The following is a 19,743-nucleotide window of genomic DNA, read 5'->3' on the forward strand; positions in this document are numbered from 1 at the left end:
GATGTCGTCGAGCCGTTGCAGCTCGATGTCTCAGGCATGACCTGCGCCGCCTGCGCGGGACGCGTCGAACGCGCCCTGAACAAGATCGAGGGCGTCACTGCGAGCGTGAATTATGCGACCGAGCGCGCCATCGTCTCTGGCCTCGGCGCCGCTCGCGCGAGCGAAGCACTTGAGCGCGTCGAGAAAGCCGGCTACGGCGCGCGCATCCATGATGACGCCGACGACGCCTGGTCGAAGCGCGCCACCGAGGTGCGCATCACCTCCCTGCGGCGACGGCTCATCCTCGCCGCCGTGCTCACCGTTCCGCTCATGGATCTCACGATCGTGCTCGCCCTCGTCCCCGACTGGCGCTTCCCCGGCTGGGAATGGCTCTGCGTCGCCCTCGCCGTGCCGATCGTCACCTGGGCGGCCTGGCCGTTCCACAAGGCCACACTCAGGAACCTCCGCCACGGCGACGTCAGCATGGACACTCTCGTCTCCCTCGGCATCGCCGCCTCCTTCGGCTGGTCGGTTGTGACGCTGCTGTTCGGCATCGAGGGAAGTGGGGCGGGGTACTGGCTTGGCATCGGCGCTACTCCCGAGGGGGCAAACGCCATCTATCTGGACGTCGCCGCGGGTATGACCACCTTCCAGCTCGCCGGCCGCTACTTCGAAACCCGTTCCCGCCGCAAGGCCGGCGATGTACTCGGCGCCCTCAGCGAGCTTGCCGCCACGCACGTCCGCATCCAGCGAGACGGCACCGAGGAGATCAGGCCCGCCACGGAACTCCGCGTCGACGACGTGTTCGTCGTGCTCCCCGGCGAAACTCTCCCCGCCGACGGCACCATCATCGTCGGTAGCGCCGACATCGACGCCAGCATGCTCACCGGCGAACCGCTCCCCGTCACTGCCTCGAGCGGCGATGCGGTGATCGGCGGCACGATCAGCACCAACGGCCGCCTCGAAGTGCGCACGAGCTCCGTGGGCGCACACACTCAGCTCGCGCAGATGGCCGCCCTCGCCGAACAAGCCCAGGCCCGCAAAGCCCGCGTGCAGACCCTCGTCGACCGCGTCACCCGCTACTTCGTACCCGGAGTGATCGTTCTCGCCATCCTCGTCACCACTGGGTGGATGCTCGCCGGCCGCTCCTTTGAAGAGGCCTTCGGGATCGGGATCTCCACCCTCATCATTGCCTGCCCATGCGCCCTCGGGCTCGCCACTCCGACCGCGCTCATGGTCGGCATCGGCCGGGGCGCCAGCCTCGGCATCCTCGTGAAGGGGCAGGACGCGCTCGAGGCGAGCGGCACGATCACCACCGTGGTGCTCGACAAGACCGGTACCCTCACCACCGGCGAGATGACCGTGCGCAGCATCGCCACCGTTCCCGGCGTCGCCGAGCACGAGCTGCTACGCGTCGCCGCCTCCGTGGAGCAGGGATCGGAGCACCTCATCGCCCGTGCCATCGTCGCGGCCGCGAAGCAGCAGATCACCGACCTCGACCCCGTCAGAGACTTCATCGCCGTGCCCGGCCGGGGCGCCTCCGGCGCCGTCGCCGGCGACACCGTCCACATCGGTAGCCTCGCTTACCTGGACGAGCAAGGCGTCTCAACCGGTGCCGCCCGCGTCTACCTCGCCGAAGCCGACCCCACAGAAACGGCCGTGTTCGTCGCACAGGCGGGAGGCCTGATCGGACGCTTCGGCCTTGCCGACACCATCAAGCCGAACGCCCGTGCCGCAATCCAAGCGCTGCAGCAGCAGGGCCTCACCACGGTGCTGCTCACCGGCGACTCCCGAGCCGTCGCAGAGGATATCGCCAGCACCCTCGGTATCGATCGCGTCTCCGCAGAAGTGCTGCCGGCCGAGAAAGCCGATGCGATCCGCGAGCTGCAAGCTGCAGGGGCGCGGGTAGCCATGGTCGGCGACGGCATCAACGACGCCGTCGCCCTCGCTGCCGCCGATCTCGGCCTCGCCGTGGTCTCCGGCACCGACATCGCGCTCAAATCGGCCGACATCATCCTCGTTCGGGAAGACCTCGCCGTGATCCCCGAGGCGATCGAACTGTCGCGGCGTACCCTGCACACCATTCGTGTGAACCTCGGCTGGGCGTTCGGATACAACCTCGCCGCGATCCCGATCGCCGCCGCCGGTTTCCTGAATCCCCTCATCGCCGCCGGTGCGATGGCGCTCTCTTCGGTGCTCGTCGTGTTCAACAGTCTCCGGCTGCAAAACTACCGCCGTAGGGCCTAGCCCGGGGGTATCCAGATGCGACCGCCCCAGTATGCGCACTTCGACGTTGCCCCGATCTCGAAGCGTCGACTGCGCTGGGAGCTCGCGATCGTACTCAGCCTGTCCTTCGGCTATGCGGGCGTGCAGTCGATCATCACGATCCTGCACCGCCTCAGCCAGGAGACCGCGCTCGCCTCCCAGACGGCCACCATCAACCGGCCGCTCGCCGAGCAGCCTTTCTTCGACCTCGCCTACCAGCTGCTCGGCTTCGTGGGGGAACTCGCACCTGTCGCGCTCGTGGCGTACCTGCTCTGGCGCACAGCGGCCCCGCACCTGGGAAACCTCGGCCTCGGACGGCTCCCCGGCAGGGGCGGCCGGTGGTGGCTGGCAGACACCGGCTGGGGTGTCGTGCTCGCGGCTGCGATCGGGATCCCGGGGCTCGCGTTCTACCTCTTCTCGCGCATCATCGGGATCAACGCGAACGTCGTACCGACCGCCCTCGACGCCTACTGGTGGACGGTGCCCGTGCTGATCCTCTCCGCCCTGCGTGCAGCTCTCGGCGAGGAACTCATCGTCGCCGCCTACTTCTTCGACCGTATGCGACGCCTCGGGGTCGGCCCGATCTCCACCATCGTCTCAAGCGCACTGCTGCGCGGCAGCTACCACCTCTACCAGGGCATCGGCGCATTCATCGGCAACGTGGTCATGGGGCTCCTCTTCGGCTGGGTCTACCACCGCTGGGGGAGGTCGTTGCCGCTCATCGTCGCGCACTGGCTGCTCAACATCGTCAGCTTCGTCGGCTACCCGCTCGCGCTGCTGCTCTGGCCCACTCTCTTCCAAGTCGCGCCATAGCAGGCCGACTACCCGTTCATGAGCAGCAGCATCGCCGTCATCCCCGCCGCCATCAGGCAGTGGCAGAGCGCGTGCAACCGATCCCCGCGAACCGTCGCCGCGCGGAAGGCCCACCACAGTGCGATCGCTGCGCTTCCAGCCACAAACACCACGTTGACGACGTCCACCCACACCGGGGTGGTCATCGCCAACATCATCGCCTCATCAGCGGCCTCTCCGTGGCCGCCACCGTGCTCCCCGCCGCCCATGTCCGCCATGAGCAGCGGCATCGCCGCGATCATCCACACCATCGCGCCAGCGAGCCAGATATGCCCGGCGAGATCGACGCGGCGGGCCGGCAACGGCGCCTTCCAGAGCCCCGGCACTAGGGCGAGCGCAAGTACGGTGAAGACCACGATCTGCGCCCAGTTCGACGCCGCCGGAATCGACATCATCCAGCACATCGCGATCATCCCGGCGCTCATCACCAGGTGCATGAGGTGGATCGCCATCGACTCGAGCACCGGGCCGCGCCGCGCGCCGGGAGGGGGCCGGTGCGCGATGAGGCGCACGAGGCAGTACACCCCGGTGAACGCGAAGACGACGGTGAGAATCAGATTCCACGGGGAAGCCAGCATACCCACGAGCTTACATCTACATCATGTAGAGTACGGGCCAAGGCCCGCATCCCTCGAGGTTCCCCGAACCCGGGGGAGGGGAGGAGACATCCCGGGCGCCCGGCGCGGCCCAGAACCCCTGCGGCGTCTGCGAAAGGAATACTGACCATGACCGGACTCACCTTCGCCGTCGGCGGCATCCTCACCGCCACCGGCGTCGTCGCCTACTTCGCGTCCGACGCGAGCAGCATGACCGCACTCATCCCCTCCGCACTCGGCGTGCTCATCCTCGTCGCAGCCGTCATCTCACGCGCGCCGAAAGCCCGCCGCCACGCGATCCACGCCGCCCTCGCGATCGCCCTCCTCGGCGTCGCCGGCACCGCGATGAACGTGATGAAGATCGGGGAACTCTTCGCCGGCACCGCCGAGCGACCGAACGCCGTGATCGCGAGCACCGTCACCTTCGTCGTGCTCCTCGTATTCCTCGCCGTCGGCATCGCCTCCTTCGTCCGCGCCCGCCGCTACCGCGCGCAGCAGCCGACGAACGCCCCCGCCTGAGCCGCAACCGCAGTTCCCCGCATGTCCAGCCCCGAGTCCGAGCCCCACGCGCCGTCTGCAGTGTCGCCGTCCTGGGGCTGGGCACGGGGCACGCCGCCGCAGCTGCGCATCATGGAGACCGAACCGCTCGACTACCACAGCCTGCTGCGCGGCACCTCCGCCTACCGATGGTGGAAACCGCTCGCCCTGCTCCTGCTGTCAGGGGCCTTCTTCGGCATCCTCACCGTGGTAGTCACCGTGGCCGTCATCCCAGTGCTCCTGCTCACGGATCCCGACTATCCGGCGCAGGTCGCCGCCGGCACTGCCGCGGCGCTCGACACCCAACGGCCCGTCTCGGTACTCGTGAGCATGGTGTCGATCATCATCATGCTCCCGGCGGTGCTGCTCGCGATGCTCGTCCTCGGCATGCGGCCCATCGGCCGGATCTGGTCAGTCGCGGCCCGCATGCGCTGGGGGCTGCTCGGGCGACTGTTCGTCATCTCCGTGCTCGCGATCGCCGTGATGAACCTCGTCGGTATCGCCGCAGGCGTGCTCCTCGAGCCCGCCACCGACCCTGCAGCGGCTGCGAACGAGACTGCCTTCGATGCACGCGCCGCGCTGCTATCGATGCTGCTCGTGCTGCTCCTGGTGCCGCTGCAATCCACTGCCGAAGAGATCGTCTTCCGGGGACTCTTCATGCAGGTGCTGGGAGCCTGGCTCAGAAACCCCTGGTTCGCGATCCTGATCCCCTCGATCGGCTTCGCGTCCCTCCACATCTACGACATCTGGGGACTCCTCGCCGTCGGGTTGCTTGGCGCAGTATCCGCCTGGCTCACCTGGCGCACCGGCGGCCTCGAGGCAGCGATCGCGATCCACGTCGTCAACAACTACGTCGTTTTCGGCATCATGGCGTCGGGCCTCACCGGGGAAACCGCGCAGACCACAGGCGACGGCAGCGCCGCCGGACTGATCGGCCAGATCGCCGGTCTTGCGCTCTTCGCCTGGCTCACGCTGCGCGTCTTCACACGGGGCGGGTACGGCCGGCAGCGCATCGACCTCATCCAGCACACCTCCGCGCCGAAGGAGCGGGGAACCCGGTAGAGCGCCGCCGAGTCGACACCGGGAGAGCAGTCCCGCGTCGCACGCCCACACTAACCCAGAAATCGAGAGTAAGAGAGACACCATGGACGCCGACACTCGCCGCATCCTCGTGCACGCCCTCGGAGCCGTCCTAACAGTCGGCCTGCTCGGAGGACTCGCCGCCTGTGCCGCCACGAAGCCCGAGGTCACCCCCTCTGCCGAGGACGCCGCCCCCGCCGTCACGGTACGGGCCTACGACAACGCCTACGACATAGCCGAGGTCGAGGTTGCCGAGGGCGAAGCGGTGCGCTGGGTGTTCGAGGGACAGAACGAGCACGATGTCGTCGCCCAGGATGCGAGCTTCGTGAGCGATCTCATGCGACAGGGCAGCTTCACCCATGTCTTCGACCAGGCCGGCAGCTACGAATACGACTGTTCCATTCACGCGGAGATGAAAGGCGTCGTCAACGTGACGGCCGACTGACCCGTGCCCAGGATCCCGCATGCAGAGCGCCTCTGCCCGGCCGCTGCATTCGTATCGAGCAGCCGTCATCCGTTCAGCCTCCCCTTGTGTAGATTCGAACCATGACCACGAGCGCTGAGACACCGCTACGCCGACGACGCATCGGCTTCGCCTGGTTCTCGATCGTGGCCGGCATCGTCGGCTGGTTCGCCTCCTTCGAACTGCTCACCGAGTACATCAAGACCCTGCAGGAACCCACCCACGCGCCCAACTGCAACATCTCGAAGCTCGTCACCTGCGGGCCGAACATGGACTCCTGGCAGGGTTCCCTCTTCGGGTTCTCCAACACCATCATCGGCGTCACCGCCTTCACCGCGCCGATCCTCGTCGGGGCCGCGATCCTCGCCGGAGCACACTTCGCCCAATGGTTCTGGCGGCTCTACTGCCTCGGCCTCCTCGGAGGCATCGTCTTCATCACCTGGCTGCAGTACCAGAGCTTCTACTCTCTCGGCACCCTCTGCCCCTGGTGCATGGTCGTCTGGACGGCCATGATCCCGCTCTGGTGGGTCACCGTCGCGAAAGCCGGCGCCGACGGCCTCCTCCTCCCGGGCGACTCCGCCATGCGCGCGCTCAAAGGATTCGCGTCCTGGGCATGGGTCGCGATCCTCCTCCACTTCGTCATTGTCGCCACCGTCGCGCAGCTCGCCGTCGACTGGCTCTTGGAGTTCCGACTCTGACCTGCCATCGCGCATCTCGGCCACGCGTCTTGCAGATCGAGGTCGCGACCACTTCCGTGTGAATTCTGAGGCCACCGATCCTGCGTGTTCACCTCCTCCTTGACGGAGAGGGAAGGTGAACTGCAGTGACTGTGTCGATGCGGGTGATGTCAGCGGGTGATGGCTACAAGTATCTGCTCCGAACGGTGGCCGCAGGTGACGGCGACCGAGACCTCTCGACGCCGTTGACGAGGTATTACAACGCCGATGGCACGCCGCCGGGGCGATGGATGGGTAGCGGCCTCACCGCGCTCGGGAACGGGCAGCTACATAATGGCGATGAAGTCACCGAAGCGCAGCTCCAGCTGCTGATTGGTATGGGTCGTGATCCCCTCACGGGTGATCCGATTGGGCGCGCCTACCCGGCATACAAGTCGGTGGCTGAGCGGGTTGAGGAGCGAGTTGGTGCTCTCGACCCTGAGCTGGGTCCAACCGCTCGGGGACGTGCAATCGCGGAGATTGAAGCCGAGGAATCTGAGCGTGGCACGCGACGAGCGGTGGCCGGATATGACTTCACCTTCTCGATCCCGAAGTCAGCTTCAGTGCTGTGGGCCGTTGCTGACGCTGGAACGCAGTCGCTGATCGTCAACGCGCATCATGCGGCGGTTGCAGAGGTGGTTGCGTTTATGGAGCGCGAGGTTGCAGTCACTCGCGCCGGTGCAACTCCAGGGGATGGTGCCGTTGCGCAGGTCGAGGTGCGTGGGTTGATCGCAACAGCGTACGACCATTACGACTCACGCGCGGGCGACCCACATCTGCACACGCATGTCGTGATCAGCAACAAGGTGCAGACCGTGCTCGACAGCAAATGGCGGAACTTGGACGGGCGTCCCCTGCACGCTGCGACGGTGGCGCTCTCGGAGTTTCATGAAGCGGTGTTCGCTGATCACCTCACGCTGCTCTTCGGGGTTGAGTGGGAAACGCGTGATCGCGGACGGGACCGCAATGCGGCTTGGGCTATCGCGAAGGTCCCTGAGCAACTCGTGTCAGAGTTCTCGTCGCGTTCACGGCACATCAATGAGGAGAAGGATCGTCTCATCGCTGCGTACGTGGAGAAGCACGGCAGGCGACCCTCCAGCACGACGATCATCAAACTGCGCGCCCAAGCGACGCTCGCCACAAGACCGGAGAAGGAGATCCATTCCCTTGCTGAACTCACCGATCAGTGGAGGCAGCGGGCGGGCAAGGTCCTTGGAGCGGATGCAACTCGCTGGGCACGCGAGATCACCGCGAATGAGGCGCCGTTGCTCCTGCGCGCTGATGACTTACCGCTTGACGTGGTTCGTGGCCTGGGGCAAAGCGTCGTGGACGTGGTCGGGGAAAAGCGGTCGACTTGGCGCCGCTGGAACCTCACCGCCGAAGCTGCCCGGCAGACGATGAAGTATCGCTTCGCAAGTACACGTGATCGCGAAGCAATTATTGGCATGGTTGTCGACGCTGCCGAGGCAGTGTCGACTCGGCTCACGCCTCCTGAACTGGCATCCAGCCCAGCTGTCTTTCGCAGGAGCGATGAATCGTCGGTGTTCAGGCCGAAGAACTCCACGGTGTTCTCTTCTGGTCAGCTTCTCGACGCCGAGGAACGCTTGCTTCAGCTCGCGCACGCAACGACAGGACCGACGATTTCGCTGGCGACGATCGAACGCGTCACGCTGAAGCCTGACAGTGAGGGCTTGGTGCTGGGGGAGGATCAAGTGTTTGCGTTGACGGAGATCGCGGTCTCCGGTCGTGTTGTCGATCTGCTGGTCGGCCCAGCTGGCTCCGGGAAAACGACCGCCATGAACGCACTACGCCGGGCATGGGAAAAGGAACACGGTCAAGGATCCGTCGTCGGGCTTGCCCCCTCTTCGAGTGCGGCACAAGTGCTTGCCGAGGATCTCGGGATCGCCGCCGAGAACACGGCGAAGTGGTGGCAGAATCACCTGCGCGAAGGCGAGGCCTTTCAGCCGGGTCAGCTTGTCATCGTCGATGAAGCATCACTGGCGGGGACGCTCTCTCTGGACCGGATCACCCAGCTTGCCTCTGAGGCCGGAGCGAAAGTATTGCTCGTTGGTGATTACGCTCAGCTCCAGGCGGTCGACGCGGGCGGCGCCTTTGGGATGCTCACGCACGATCGTGATGATGTGCCCGAACTGATCGATGTTCACCGCTTCACGCATGACTGGGAAAAGCGCGCGTCCCTTGATCTTCGCCATGGCCACATCGACGTCATCGACACCTACGGCGAGCACCAGCGCATCGTTGACGGTGACACTGAGGAAATGATTGATGCAGCGTATGCCGCCTGGCGCAGCGATCTCGTCGCGGGGCGTGCAACGGTTCTCGTATCAGACTCCAATGAATCGGTGACCGCGCTCAACAACCGAGCGCGCACCGATCTGATCCTCGACGGCACCGTTCGCGGGTCGCGTGAATCTGAGCTGCACGACGAAACCTATGCGGCATCCGGAGATATCGTCATTACGCGCCGCAACGACCGCCGTCTACTGGCGGGTCGAGGCTGGGTACGCAACGGAGATCGCTGGAACGTCGTCGACGTCCGACGCGACGGATCGATGCTTGTTCGACGCGCTGGAACTTCCTGGGGGACCAGCGTTCTTCTGCCAGCCGATTATGTAGCGGAGCACGTCGAACTTGGCTACGCCGTGACGTCCTTCCGCGCGCAAGGTCTCACCACCGACACTGCCCACGTGCTCATCGACTCGACCATGACTCGGGAGAACCTCTACGTGGCGATGACTCGGGGTCGTGACACCAACGTCGCGTATGTCGCCGTCGACAACCCCGACCCGTCCCACGATGGTCCACATCCTGGGGAGAACGGCGAAGTCACCGGCCGCATTGTTCTCGCGGGAGTGCTGCAACACGTCGGCGCTGAACTCTCTGCGCATGAAACGATCGCTGTCGAACAAGAGTCCTGGGGGACGATCGCGCAGCTCGCTGCCGAGTATGAGACGATCGCTGCGGCCGCTCAGCGCGATCGGTGGGCTCAACTGGTGCGTGCGTCTGGTCTCAGCGCTGGGCAAGCTCTGGAGGTGATCGAGTCGGATGCGTTCGGCCCTCTGACCGCCGAGCTGCGCCATGCTGAAGCTAATCACCATGACCTCGCGGTGCTGCTTCCAAGGCTGGTGCGAGCAAGGGATTTCGGCGACGCGGACGATATCGCTGCGGTGATGCGGCATCGGCTCAACGCAGCTACAGCTCGTCCTGCCGGAGCGGGACGCACACGCAGGGCACCGAGGCTCATCGCCGGGCTCGTACCCGAAGCGATGGGGCCGGTCGCTGATGACATGCGTCAAGCACTCGATGAACGTCGGGACCTCATCACCCAGCGAGCTGACGCAGTGATCGACAAAGCGATCACTGATGGTGAGCAATGGATCGCCTCACTTGGTGAGGCTCCCGCTGCCGGATCTGAGTGTGAACGGTGGCTGTCAGCAGCACGGACAATCGCGGCGTACCGCGACCGATACCAAATCGCGATCGAAACAGCTCTCGGCGCTCCGCCCGAATCACCAGGCCAGAAGATTGACTACGCGCGTGCTGAGGTCGCGTGTCGTGCGGCTGAGGTGGTCACCCGGCCGCACAGGCGAACCGAATCGCCAATTCCTACCCTAGAGAAACATGCGCCGCAACTGTAGTCATAATATTGTCAACCTAAGCTGATATTTGCTCACGCGAACCCTCAACTTATTCGCTAATTATTGCGAGAAGGACACTTCCTGCCTACATTGAATTGAGCGAACCCTCAGCAGATCCCTAGTGGCCAGTGGCTGTTCGCCAAGTCTCGATTAAGTGAGCGCTTTGTTTGCGGCTGCGACTAATGACGACCAGGAGACTCGTTCTTCCTTAGTCAGAGCGCTAATACTGTTGGTCGCGAGCCATCTAACGAAAGTCCGAGCAAGCTTCCACTTCGATACTCCGGTGTGTTCGTCGGTGAGTATTTCGATGATCGGGCGCCTGGGCTGTGCTGCGATGGTGGAGACGCTGTCCCATCCGCACTCGTCTCTTGCGATGAGCCCAAGGGTGACACGAAGCAGGTCTTCGATTTCGGCTCGCTCGACCTTCGGTATGTGGTCGCCTGTCCGGAGGATTCTCTTGCTGGTCAGAAGTTGCCAGAGAGCCTCCTGCTCGGCTGCTCTGTCGCCAGCCGCATCCGAGTCAAGTAAAGCGGCAACACGCAAGTTCTGGCTGGTGAGGATGGTGCTGTAATAGACAACTTTGCTGGCACTTCCTGCGGGCACAAGCGCTACTCCGTCGTCCAGCGTGGCACCGCTTTCCGCCGCAAAGGCCGAGTTTAGAGCTTCAATGTAGAGCAAGTCTGTGACGCCTTCAACTACAAGATTTTTCTTGTGTGTGAACATACTCTGTGCAAGATCGTAGCCAAGCGCCGCCTGGAGTGGATAGATCGATTTCGGATCGTCGACTGCGAGACGAGTGTGAACCTTCGTTCCCGTCTTTCGGTCTGTCATCTCGACGATGCGAACTAGATCGAGTTCATCCGAGCCAACCATAAAAGGCGAATGGGTCGGGTCAAGTCCCGTGGAGTGGTGTAACCGTTTCGTGATCCTTCAAGGTTGTGGGGCTAGTTTTCGTTGTGGTCGCAGATGCTGGCGGGGAGATCGTTCGCGGCGACGTAGTGCCGCCCAGTAGTTCGGGCATCGGTGCTCATGCTGCGGCCTCGAGCTCGGGAAGAGCATGGTGCTCGATCGTTTCGGTGTCTACGAGCGTGAGGCGGCACCTCGCGAGGACGTCAAGACCGAGGTAACGGCGTCCCTCAGCCCATTCGTCGGACTGTTCTGCAAGGACCGCCCCGACGAGCCTGATGATCGCGTCGCGGTTTGGGAAGATCCCAACGACATCAGTGCGACGGCGAATCTCGCGGTTCAGGCGCTCGTTTGGGTTATTCGACCAGATCTGCTGCCACACATCTTTCGGGAACGTGGTGAACGCGAGGATGTCAGCCCGGGCAGCATCGAGGTGGTCGAACACCTCAGGGAGCTTGCCCTCGACGTAGTCCAGGAGCCGATCGAACTGCGCCTCAACACTTGTCCCATCAGGCTGGTCGTACACGGAATGCAGCATCGCTTTGACCGCTGGCCACATGCTCTTGGGGGTCACTGCCATCAGGTTCGCGGCGTAGTGTGTGCGGCACCTCTGCCACGACGTCCCGGGGAAGTTCGCCCGCATCGCTTCCACGAGGCCTGCGTGCGCGTCAGAGGTGATGAGTTTCACCCCGGTGAGGCCGCGAGCGACGAGGTCTGCGAAGAACGTGTTCCATGCCATCGTGGTCTCTGCGGTCGCCACTTGCATGCCCAGGACTTCCCGGTGCCCGTCAGCGTTCACCCCGGTCGCGACGAGCACAACAGTGTTGATCACGCGCCCGCCCTCACGAACTTTCATCGTGAGCGCGTCACACGCGACGAACGTGAAGGGCCCTGAGTCGCCCAGGGGTCTCGTGCGGAACTCGCGCACGTGCTCGTCCATATCGGCGGCCATCCGGGAAACCTGCGACTTCGACAGGGAATGGATGCCGAGGGTCTTCACGAGCTTGTCCATCCGTCTCGTCGAGACGCCGGCGAGGTAGGCGTCAGCGACGACGGTGATCATCGCTGCTTCTGAGCGTTTGCGGCGCTCGAGGAGCCACTCGGGGAAGTACGTGCCGGAGCGGAGCTTCGGGATCGCGACATCCACGGTTCCCACACGGGTATCGAGCTCGCGGGTGCGGTATCCGTTGCGAGAGTTGAGGCGCTCGGGAGAGGGTTTGCCGTACTCGGCACCGCAGACCGCGTCGGCCTCTGCAGAGAGGAGCGTGTTGATCATGGTTTGGAGCAGAGTACGCATCAGGTCAGGAGACGCGTCGCCCAGAGCGTTGGCGAGGACAGTGACAGGGTCGACAATAGAGGGAGTGGTCATCGGTGTGACACCTTTCGAGTGGGATGTGAGAGTTTCCTCGAAGGAAGATCCCGGTGGCCACGCTTACGTTTGCTGGCCGGGATCGTTACACCACTCTACGGGGCACTACTATGGGTCGTGTATAGAATCTGGTTACCTTCAGCGAGTCGCGAAACCGTCTTGCGGAACTCCTGCTGCTTTAGCGCGTGAAGACTCAGGCCAGGCTCATCCAGGAGAAGGATGGCGTCCTTCAAATCGTCCTTAGCCTGCGCATGGAAGACGACGAAAAATGAGACAAGCCAGCGGAAGCCCTCGCTCCGCTGATCCAGCTCAACGGGAATACCCAGTTCGTCTTCAACCAAGGTCTGGAGGTACTGACCGTCCACATCTAAACGAATGGTCAGTCTGTCATCGTTCCAGACTCTCCGAATCTCCTCTGTAAGTCGTGCTCCCGCCGTCTGGAGTGCCCTCTTACGCTCAGTGACGCGACGTTCGTGAGCAGACAGCTCTCGCTTGTACGCATCTTGAACATTCACATCGTTTTCGTAGTTGTGCCCCTTCTCGGGGGCTTCGGATGCCATTTCGGAGAGCTCCTTGGCAGTGAAGCCGAGAAACTTGAGCAGTTGCAAGTTTCCGAAATCGTATTCCAGGTCGATCTCGCCTGACGCTTCGCGTTCGGCCAAGCGATTGAGATGGATACGAGGGCGGACCGCAAAGTACGAGGAGTAGTAGACAAAAGGAGGCATGCGAGCCGCCAAATGCTTGCCGATCTTATCGAGCGTAAGGCCACTCTTGACAGTGGTGCTCAGCGCGTCCCAGTGGGTCTCGGCAGCTGACCCGTCTGCGAACAACGACAAAGTAGCATCAAGGTGCGCCTTTAGTTCAGCGGCAACTTCATCACTTATCGCGGCGTCTGGAGCTTGTGCTTCCTTCCATTCCAAGATCGCCTTAGCAGCTTGCTTCGCCTCCGCGTCGGATTGCTTGTTCATGGCGCCTGCGAGCCGTATAATCGCCTTCTCAGCATCGCCTACAGTCGGTGAGGCTGGGAGCCCTGAAACCGAATAGGTTCGCTTTTTGTTCATCCAAGCTGTCATGACGAGCCTGATTTCATCGGAGCCTTCCGGCAAGTTCAATCCGGTTAGATCCTTCGGTTCCGGACGCATGACCACCCGCGCTACAGGGAGCTTTGCCGGGTCTAGGTTCTTTCGGCGAATGTCGTCAACCATGGATGCAGGTGCATCGAAGAGCCAATCGATAGCGGCAGTGTCGTCGGTAGGGCTCACATGCTGTAGAGCTTTCAGTAGGGCGGTCTTACCGGCTTCGTTGATGCCGACGAAGATCGTCTTTTCGGGCTCCACCTGGAGCTGGCCGCTATCGATCACACAGCGAAAATTACTGACTGTCGCAGACTCAACGCGCATCCTGAATACTCCTTTGTACGTGGGCTCAGCGCCGCTCTTGCCTCTAGGCTATCGGCGAGGCGCTACATCGAGGAGGAACGGTCGTGTGGCGGTAGATTGTTTCGCTTGTTGTGGGGCGTCCACGACGGAGAGGTCAGTCTTTCTTCTGAGAGATGGTTCGCTGGAAAAGATTCTCCATTTTGCGGGCGGTTTCAGGGTCGGGGATTACTGAACCGGAAGTGAGAAGCGGCCGCTCTCGCTTCAACAAATCCCAGGTATAAAGATCGTCGATCGAGCGGTCAGAGAGTAAATGCAGCTTCGATTCCTTCGTGAAGATAGTGTCGCGTTGTGGCCAGAGCGCTTCACCAACCCAAAGACAGTCTCCGTCGGCGAGAAGCTGGTACTCGACAGCGCGCCCAAGAATCGCCGCTACCCAGTCTGCAAACTGAATCGAGGCGCTTAGCTCGCTGTCTATATGCATCGGAGGCTCGACCGCGCGGCGCATCTCGGGCTTATCGGCCGCGCGACCGAGGATGTGCGCATACATGTTCGGTAGTCGCTTCGAACGCTGGTCTTCGCTGATCGCGTCGATCATGAACATGACGTTTTCATTGCGAGCGTTTGCCGCTCTGCAGATTCGGTTCAGAACTTCTTCCATGGCGCGTCGTTCGACGAGATCTATGTCGAGTGCGACTTGCTTCGGCGTTCCCTTGGGCTTCTCGTCCACGTAATAGAAGAGGCGGCCACCGAGCCGCGTGAGCTGGCGACATAGGTTCTTGAAGACGCGGATGTTTTGCGGTGCATAGTCAGGGGTCTTCGACCGGAACACAGAAGCGCCTTTGATTTCCCAAACACCGGGGTTGGTGGCCGACTCGTACGTGGACGCAAAGAGGGCGCGCTTCTCACTGGTGAAGATCGAGCCAAACTCCCGAGCCTTGGCATCGGGGATGACGAATCCGGCATACCCGAACCCAGGACTCGTGTTGAAGCGCGCATGGCTCTTTGAGATATACGCGCCTGGCTCGCCGACCTCATCCAAGTACGCAAGCATCATGCCTATGATCTTACGTGTAACGCAAAAACCCACGCTTTCACGTGGGTCTTTGGACTGGCGCGTGGAGATCCTCTTGGTTTCCCTCAACCTCCGCTACCAACATTCACACTACAACACGCGCGTCGAAGGGTCAACGCGCGGACGCTTTGGTGGAGCGATCGATGTGCCTAGGGCACATCGAACCATTGCCGATGGAGCGACCTGACCTTAGCCTTGATGATGACCCTACTTTAGTGCTGAACAGCGCTGGACACGAAGCCCATTTCACAGTGGCACGCTGGGGGCACGACAACTCCACAACTACCGAGAATCCGCGGAATCACGCGGGCGGTGACGAGTACTGGGACTTCTAACGGTTTCTTGAAGAGCCCCGGCTGAAAGGCCTGGTCAGAGGCCCGGATCAGCGAAATCTCGCGGGTTCGGGCCTCCCTTTTTCCCGTCTACATACAGGTGACAGCCGCTGATCCTGGCCTCAAACTTTACAAATCCACCCGAAGAAGAAAGAGAATCCCAGGTTTCTTTACAACTTCGAATCGAAGGTGAAAGGCGCTCAGCGCTGAATGCGCGGGGCCCGGGTAGATGTGCCGAACTCGGCACGCTACCAACACTTAGGCGCATAAGTGTTAGTGGTGTGGGCTTGTGTCAACAGATTCCGCGTGTGCTCTGATACCGATCGAGCCAATCTCGTACGGAAGCGGCCTCGAGTTCTCAGATCGAACAACTATGGAGAAGCTCTTCGCCGTGTGCGACGAGGTGATCGGAAATGATCCGCCGATGGCATCGCGACCAGACGGCCTCTGAACGCGGCAGCGTGACCCGGTGTTGTGCGCCCCGAGCGCGAAACTCCGCCAACCCTTCACGATGCTGGCTGAGATAGGTCCGGCCTGAGGGTGCCACGAGAAATGATCCCCGACTGAGAGGTGATGAGCCAATGCTGCCCCTTTCGTTTCCTCTCAGTGAAACGCTTTGAGCGGGTTGTGTCATCGGACACATTCAGCACAGGAGATCCTGAATCTCAGTTTGCGCCTTCGGTGCTGCGCGCCCGATGGTGGTGAATCACCCGCGCGACTATGGTCGCCACGACGACGAGAACGGTCGCGACGATCGCCGCAACGCCCGTCGCGGGCGAGTACGGCTGATCGGTGAATCTCGCGATGGCTACCCAGGCGATGCCCCAGCAGAGAGCCAGCATCGGCGTGAGACGACCGCTACCCCAGAACGCCAGGGCGATGCCGATCGCGGAGGCCACCGTGAGCACGAGCGTCGACCACATCTCCGGCGCGATTCCGAACCCGTCGAAGCCGGCCGCCACCAGAATTGCTGTGGCATTCGCGGTGGTGGCGATGATGACCCAGCCGAGATACAGCCCTATCGCGCCATCGGCGACAATGATCTCAACCGTGTTCTTGGGGGTCGTCCGTCGCAAAATGACGAAGATCCGGCACAGCACAATCAGCAGCAGGGCGATGACCGGCAGGCTCAGGTACAGCAGATCGGCCTGCACTACGCCGATCCAAATCGCGTTGAGTATGAGCGATGCCGCCACCCACCAGCCGATCTGCACCTGCCGCAGGTCGCTGCGTTGAGCGGGCAGCACTTGCCAAATGGCGTATGCAAGCATGCCCGTGTAGATGACACTCCAAATGCTAAATGCGCCGGTGCCCGGGGCGATGAGCGTCGAATCAGCGTCGAGGAAGCCGCCGGCGGCCTGTTGAATCGGGGTTCCGAAAAAGGCGCCCGATCCGATGAAGGCGGCGATGATCGCCACCACCGAGCTCACGAGAATGATGATCTGCCGCGCGAGGCCTTGCCGCTGATGGGCCTGGTGATCGGGGCTTGTTGAAGTCGTGGTCACAGCCGCCTCCTAGGGTTCATTCCTGGCCTCCTAGCTTTGACTCACTCTACTTGCTGAGTCTTTGCCGGCTGACTCGCTCAACGGGCCGAGTGCACAGACTGAATCTTCGCGCTTCTTGCGAGCGCTGCGCGCGGGCCCCGTTAGAAAGAGACGGCACCCACGAACAAGAGTGCGAAGAGCACCACGACGAGCCCGAAGAGAAACGCCACTGCTCCGGTGATGAGCCCAGTAACGGCCATCCCCTTGGGCTGCCGTTTACTCAACGCGACAATCCCCAGGATGAGACCGACGAGACCGAACAGCATGCCGCTATAGAGCACGAACGGCCCGACCGGCGTGAGCATGTAGATCGCCATCAGCACGATGCCGATTAGTCCGGTGACGAGGGCGCTTCTCGCGGCACCGGTCTCGAATGTTGCGGGGTCAGCCTGTGGGGTGGTCATGAAGGTCCTCTGCGACTCTCGATTAGTGGATCATGTCCACCTTACGGTACTCCCCAATTCGGCATCAGGCTCGATCCTATTCCCGCTGATGGCAGGACTACCTCGCTGTGCGCTCCGCAAATTTCGACGGACTATCCCTTGAGGGCCTTTTGCTGAGAATACAACCCCCTATGCGCGACCTTGACCACCTGGCACAGTAGTTACTGTCCACACGTCAACGAAAACGAAGGAGGCCCCCGATGGGTGCAGACGACAAGATTTCCGCAGGTATGGACAAGGCGAAGGGCCAGGCGAAGGAAGCCTTCGGCAAGGCCACTGACAACGACAAACTGGTGGCCGAGGGCAAGATGGATCAAGCCAAGGGCGACCTGAAGAATGCCGGCGAAAACGCCAAGGATGCCGCGAAGGACATCTTCGATAAGTAGCACTGCGCTACAGAAAACCCCCGCTCCACATACATGTCGAGCGGGGGTTTCGTCATTCCGGTGCTAGCCCAGCACCGACCGCATTTGCTCGAGCACCGCGTCGACGTGTGCGTCGCCAGCGGTGATGTCGCCATTCTGCTGTGTGGCTTCGGCGATCAGTGCACCGAGGGCGGCGTGTGCGAGCCCGACTGCGAACGTCGCTTCCTGCATCGAGTCCGAGAGCTTCGCGTGTTCGGGGTGTTCCGCGAGCCACCCGGCAATGACCGGAATCAGCTTCATCGAGCCTTCGACGAGGATGCCCGACGAGAGCTGCAGCGCAGCCGGTTGCGCGGCGCTCAGTTGCACGCGCTTTCGCGCGACCTCGGTGTTCACGTGCTGGTGCCCAATCGAGGCAAAGATGAGGCGAATCACCCCGCGCACCAGGTCGCCGTTAGTCGAGGCAAGCACAGCGGCCGCCTCTTCACCCTGTAGCGGCTCGATGGCCCGACCTACTATCGCGTAGTCGCGACCAGCGAAGTAGTTGAAGAACGTGCTGCGTGAAATGTCAGCCTGCTCGCAGATCATCTCGACGGTGACGTGTTCGATGCCATGTTCGAGTGCGAGCGAGACCGCGGAGACTTCGATCGCGTTCTCTGTGGCGCGCTTCTTACGTATTCGAAGCCCGGGCTGGGGCTGGGAATCTTTGTTTGGCATGATTGCTCCTTGGTAGTGCGGGTGGCCCCGCCCCTCTAGGGCCGTGTTCAAGCTTAGACGAGGAGTCAGAAGGTGTCCTGATAGTGAACGGGTAGGCTGAAAGAAACGTGGGGCGGCCTTCGAGTTCGCCCGTTCACGGAGTTTCCGGAGGTGGGTGCGGGTGACTGAAGACGCGGTGGAGCTGCTCCGCGCGCTGATCCGTGAAGCCTGCGTGAACACCGGGGATCCCGCTTCGGGTGGTGAAATTCGCGCTGTGCGTGTGCTGCAGCGATTCTTCGCCGATGTGCCGGTCGAAATGCAGGTTCTCGAAGCGGCTCCGGGTCGGGCCTCTCTCATCGCTCGTGTGCGCGGCACCGATCCTGCGGCACCCGCACTCGGTTTGCTCGGGCACCTCGATGTGGTACCTGTCGATGCGGACCAGTGGAGCCGCGATCCGTTCGGCGGCGACCTGATCGATGGCGAAGTGTGGGGCCGCGGCGCGGTCGACATGCTGTACCTCACCGCGGTATTTGCTTGCGTGGTGCGAGAGGTGGCGCTTGCTCCTCAGCCTCCCCGAGGAGATCTGGTGCTGCTGGCCGTCGCCGACGAGGAAGCCGGCGGTGAGTATGGACTGAAGTGGCTGCTCCGCGAGCACCCCGAGGCGATCCGGATCACCGAGGCGCTCTCCGAGACCGGCGGCATGCGTATGGGTGACTACGTAGCCATTGATGTGGCAGAAAAGGGTTCGGCCGGTCGGCGCCTCGTAGTGAGTGGCCGCCCCGGTCACGCCTCGATCCCGTTCGGGGCTGAGAGCGCCGCGGTCAACGCCGGCGCTGTGCTCCGCCGACTTGCCCTGGTTGAGCCGGCGGTTGAGTTGGGCCCGCTGTGGGACGCGTTCGTCTCCGCACGCGTTGCGGATCCGCACGTGGCAGAACGCATGCGCGACCCGGTGCGGCTCGACACAGCCCTCGGTGAACTTGGCGGCATCGCAGGCTACGCGCACGCCATCTCTCGAGTCACGATCTCGCCTACGAAGCTGCGTGCGGGCCAGGCACACAATGTGATCCCCGGTGAAGCGACTATCGATCTAGATATTCGCACGCTTCCCGGCACCACCGACGAATCGGTCGACGAGCTGCTTATCGAGATGCTCGGGGACGACGCGGAAGGAGTCGAGATCAAGCATCTGCGCGGATGGCCTGCCTCGGAATCGCCTATCGACAACCCGCTGTTTGCGGCAGTCGCGCGCGCGGTTGAGGCAACCTCCGGGGCGCCAGTTGTGCCGATCATGGCCGCGGGTGGGTCTGATGCGCGTCTCTTTCGGGGCATCGGCGTGCCCGCATATGGCTTTGGAGTGCTCTCTGCCAGCTGGAGCTACGAGCGGTACCGCGAGATGATCCACTCGCATGATGAGCGCATCGATGTCGAATCGGTGCGGCTGACGTACGACGCGCTGCGGCGCGTGGTCGCTGAGCGCGTTGGCCCGTAGAGCG

General features: G+C 62.7%; 18 protein-coding genes. 9 read left to right on the forward strand and 9 right to left on the reverse strand.

All coding sequences use genetic code 11. The features are described from left to right. The first annotated feature begins 36 nt into the window (after positions 1 to 36). Both ACTNFJ_RS00720 and ACTNFJ_RS00725 read left to right on the forward strand, forming a co-directional pair. Positions 37 to 2,226, forward strand: coding sequence for a heavy metal translocating P-type ATPase (locus ACTNFJ_RS00720; protein WP_444711803.1), 2,190 nt, complete (start codon positions 37 to 39; stop codon positions 2,224 to 2,226). Positions 2,227 to 2,241: 15 nt separating this feature from the next. Next, positions 2,242 to 3,057 carry a CPBP family intramembrane glutamic endopeptidase gene (locus ACTNFJ_RS00725; protein WP_433647753.1) on the forward strand — a complete coding sequence of 272 codons (816 nt, stop codon included), beginning with the start codon at positions 2,242 to 2,244 and terminating at the stop codon, positions 3,055 to 3,057. Between the two features lie 8 nt (positions 3,058 to 3,065). Here the strand turns inward: ACTNFJ_RS00725 and ACTNFJ_RS00730 are convergent, their stop codons facing one another. Continuing rightward, on the reverse strand, positions 3,066 to 3,674 hold the full coding sequence (locus ACTNFJ_RS00730; protein ID WP_017883894.1) for a DUF5134 domain-containing protein: 609 nt from the start codon (positions 3,672 to 3,674) through the stop codon (positions 3,066 to 3,068). Positions 3,675 to 3,821: 147 nt separating this feature from the next. On the opposite strand from ACTNFJ_RS00730, the gene ACTNFJ_RS00735 reads away from it, so the two are divergent. The 5 genes from ACTNFJ_RS00735 (at position 3,822) to mobF (ending at position 10,147) form a co-directional block, all read left to right on the forward strand. Continuing rightward, a complete protein-coding gene (locus ACTNFJ_RS00735; RefSeq protein WP_433647754.1) occupies positions 3,822 to 4,211 on the forward strand; it encodes a hypothetical protein in 390 nt (129 codons plus the stop codon). A 21-nt stretch (positions 4,212 to 4,232) separates the two neighbouring features. Then, a complete protein-coding gene (locus ACTNFJ_RS00740; protein WP_433647755.1) occupies positions 4,233 to 5,291 on the forward strand; it encodes a CPBP family intramembrane glutamic endopeptidase in 1,059 nt (352 codons plus the stop codon). 82 nt (positions 5,292 to 5,373) lie between these two features. Continuing rightward, positions 5,374 to 5,754: a cupredoxin domain-containing protein gene (locus tag ACTNFJ_RS00745; protein ID WP_017883892.1), complete on the forward strand. Its 381-nt coding sequence runs from the start codon at positions 5,374 to 5,376 to the stop codon at positions 5,752 to 5,754. Positions 5,755 to 5,855: 101 nt separating this feature from the next. Next, positions 5,856 to 6,470: a vitamin K epoxide reductase family protein gene (locus ACTNFJ_RS00750; protein WP_017883891.1), complete on the forward strand. Its 615-nt coding sequence runs from the start codon at positions 5,856 to 5,858 to the stop codon at positions 6,468 to 6,470. Positions 6,471 to 6,607: 137 nt separating this feature from the next. Then, the gene (gene mobF / locus ACTNFJ_RS00755) at positions 6,608 to 10,147 is read left to right on the forward strand and encodes a MobF family relaxase (RefSeq protein WP_435906893.1); all 3,540 of its coding nucleotides are present in this window, start codon (positions 6,608 to 6,610) and stop codon (positions 10,145 to 10,147) included. Between the two features lie 150 nt (positions 10,148 to 10,297). On the opposite strand, the gene ACTNFJ_RS00760 is transcribed toward mobF, so the two are convergent. The 7 genes from ACTNFJ_RS00760 to ACTNFJ_RS00790 form a co-directional block, all read right to left on the reverse strand. Then, positions 10,298 to 10,978, reverse strand: coding sequence for a TOPRIM nucleotidyl transferase/hydrolase domain-containing protein (locus tag ACTNFJ_RS00760; protein WP_435906729.1), 681 nt, complete (start codon positions 10,976 to 10,978; stop codon positions 10,298 to 10,300). A gap of 196 nt (positions 10,979 to 11,174) precedes the next feature. After that, complete coding sequence (locus tag ACTNFJ_RS00765; RefSeq protein ID WP_444711774.1) at positions 11,175 to 12,422, reverse strand: IS256 family transposase; 1,248 nt, start codon at positions 12,420 to 12,422, stop codon at positions 11,175 to 11,177. Positions 12,423 to 12,517: 95 nt separating this feature from the next. Next, on the reverse strand, positions 12,518 to 13,822 hold the full coding sequence (locus ACTNFJ_RS00770; RefSeq protein WP_435907500.1) for an AAA family ATPase: 1,305 nt from the start codon (positions 13,820 to 13,822) through the stop codon (positions 12,518 to 12,520). A gap of 133 nt (positions 13,823 to 13,955) precedes the next feature. Continuing rightward, complete coding sequence (locus ACTNFJ_RS00775; RefSeq protein WP_435907501.1) at positions 13,956 to 14,855, reverse strand: DUF3800 domain-containing protein; 900 nt, start codon at positions 14,853 to 14,855, stop codon at positions 13,956 to 13,958. Between the two features lie 708 nt (positions 14,856 to 15,563). Next, positions 15,564 to 15,848 carry a DUF488 family protein gene (locus ACTNFJ_RS00780; RefSeq protein ID WP_435907502.1) on the reverse strand — a complete coding sequence of 95 codons (285 nt, stop codon included), beginning with the start codon at positions 15,846 to 15,848 and terminating at the stop codon, positions 15,564 to 15,566. Positions 15,849 to 15,870: 22 nt separating this feature from the next. Further along, positions 15,871 to 16,710 (reverse strand): TspO/MBR family protein, encoded by an 840-nt coding sequence (locus ACTNFJ_RS00785; protein WP_435907503.1) that lies wholly within the window; start codon positions 16,708 to 16,710, stop codon positions 15,871 to 15,873. A gap of 140 nt (positions 16,711 to 16,850) precedes the next feature. Next, the gene (locus ACTNFJ_RS00790) at positions 16,851 to 17,153 is read right to left on the reverse strand and encodes a hypothetical protein (RefSeq protein WP_435907504.1); all 303 of its coding nucleotides are present in this window, start codon (positions 17,151 to 17,153) and stop codon (positions 16,851 to 16,853) included. Positions 17,154 to 17,392: 239 nt separating this feature from the next. Between ACTNFJ_RS00790 and ACTNFJ_RS00795 the strand changes: the two genes are divergently transcribed. After that, complete coding sequence (locus ACTNFJ_RS00795; protein ID WP_435907505.1) at positions 17,393 to 17,578, forward strand: CsbD family protein; 186 nt, start codon at positions 17,393 to 17,395, stop codon at positions 17,576 to 17,578. Between the two features lie 63 nt (positions 17,579 to 17,641). Here the strand turns inward: ACTNFJ_RS00795 and ACTNFJ_RS00800 are convergent, their stop codons facing one another. Continuing rightward, a complete protein-coding gene (locus ACTNFJ_RS00800) occupies positions 17,642 to 18,271 on the reverse strand; it encodes a TetR/AcrR family transcriptional regulator (RefSeq protein ID WP_435907506.1) in 630 nt (209 codons plus the stop codon). 160 nt (positions 18,272 to 18,431) lie between these two features. Between ACTNFJ_RS00800 and ACTNFJ_RS00805 the strand changes: the two genes are divergently transcribed. After that, a complete protein-coding gene (locus ACTNFJ_RS00805) occupies positions 18,432 to 19,739 on the forward strand; it encodes a M20/M25/M40 family metallo-hydrolase (RefSeq protein ID WP_435907507.1) in 1,308 nt (435 codons plus the stop codon). Positions 19,740 to 19,743: the final 4 nt, after the last annotated feature.

Source organism: Leucobacter shiyiweii (genome assembly GCF_052446065.1).
GTDB lineage: Bacteria > Actinomycetota > Actinomycetes > Actinomycetales > Microbacteriaceae > Leucobacter.

Excerpts from the sequence above, each read along its gene's own strand:
- ACTNFJ_RS00720 (WP_444711803.1), top strand. The coding sequence starts at position 37 with ATGACCTGCGCCGCCTGCGCGGGACGCGTCGAACGCGCCCTGAACAAG.
- ACTNFJ_RS00725 (WP_433647753.1), top strand. The coding sequence starts at position 2,242 with ATGCGACCGCCCCAGTATGCGCACTTCGACGTTGCCCCGATCTCGAAG.
- ACTNFJ_RS00730 (WP_017883894.1), bottom strand. The coding sequence starts at position 3,674 with ATGCTGGCTTCCCCGTGGAATCTGATTCTCACCGTCGTCTTCGCGTTC.
- ACTNFJ_RS00735 (WP_433647754.1), top strand. The coding sequence starts at position 3,822 with ATGACCGGACTCACCTTCGCCGTCGGCGGCATCCTCACCGCCACCGGC.
- ACTNFJ_RS00740 (WP_433647755.1), top strand. The coding sequence starts at position 4,233 with ATGTCCAGCCCCGAGTCCGAGCCCCACGCGCCGTCTGCAGTGTCGCCG.
- ACTNFJ_RS00745 (WP_017883892.1), top strand. The coding sequence starts at position 5,374 with ATGGACGCCGACACTCGCCGCATCCTCGTGCACGCCCTCGGAGCCGTC.
- ACTNFJ_RS00750 (WP_017883891.1), top strand. The coding sequence starts at position 5,856 with ATGACCACGAGCGCTGAGACACCGCTACGCCGACGACGCATCGGCTTC.
- mobF (WP_435906893.1), top strand. The coding sequence starts at position 6,608 with ATGCGGGTGATGTCAGCGGGTGATGGCTACAAGTATCTGCTCCGAACG.
- ACTNFJ_RS00760 (WP_435906729.1), bottom strand. The coding sequence starts at position 10,978 with ATGACAGACCGAAAGACGGGAACGAAGGTTCACACTCGTCTCGCAGTC.
- ACTNFJ_RS00765 (WP_444711774.1), bottom strand. The coding sequence starts at position 12,422 with ATGACCACTCCCTCTATTGTCGACCCTGTCACTGTCCTCGCCAACGCT.
- ACTNFJ_RS00770 (WP_435907500.1), bottom strand. The coding sequence starts at position 13,822 with ATGCGCGTTGAGTCTGCGACAGTCAGTAATTTTCGCTGTGTGATCGAT.
- ACTNFJ_RS00775 (WP_435907501.1), bottom strand. The coding sequence starts at position 14,855 with ATGATGCTTGCGTACTTGGATGAGGTCGGCGAGCCAGGCGCGTATATC.
- ACTNFJ_RS00780 (WP_435907502.1), bottom strand. The coding sequence starts at position 15,848 with ATGTGTCCGATGACACAACCCGCTCAAAGCGTTTCACTGAGAGGAAAC.
- ACTNFJ_RS00790 (WP_435907504.1), bottom strand. The coding sequence starts at position 17,153 with ATGACCACCCCACAGGCTGACCCCGCAACATTCGAGACCGGTGCCGCG.
- ACTNFJ_RS00795 (WP_435907505.1), top strand. The coding sequence starts at position 17,393 with ATGGGTGCAGACGACAAGATTTCCGCAGGTATGGACAAGGCGAAGGGC.
- ACTNFJ_RS00800 (WP_435907506.1), bottom strand. The coding sequence starts at position 18,271 with ATGCCAAACAAAGATTCCCAGCCCCAGCCCGGGCTTCGAATACGTAAG.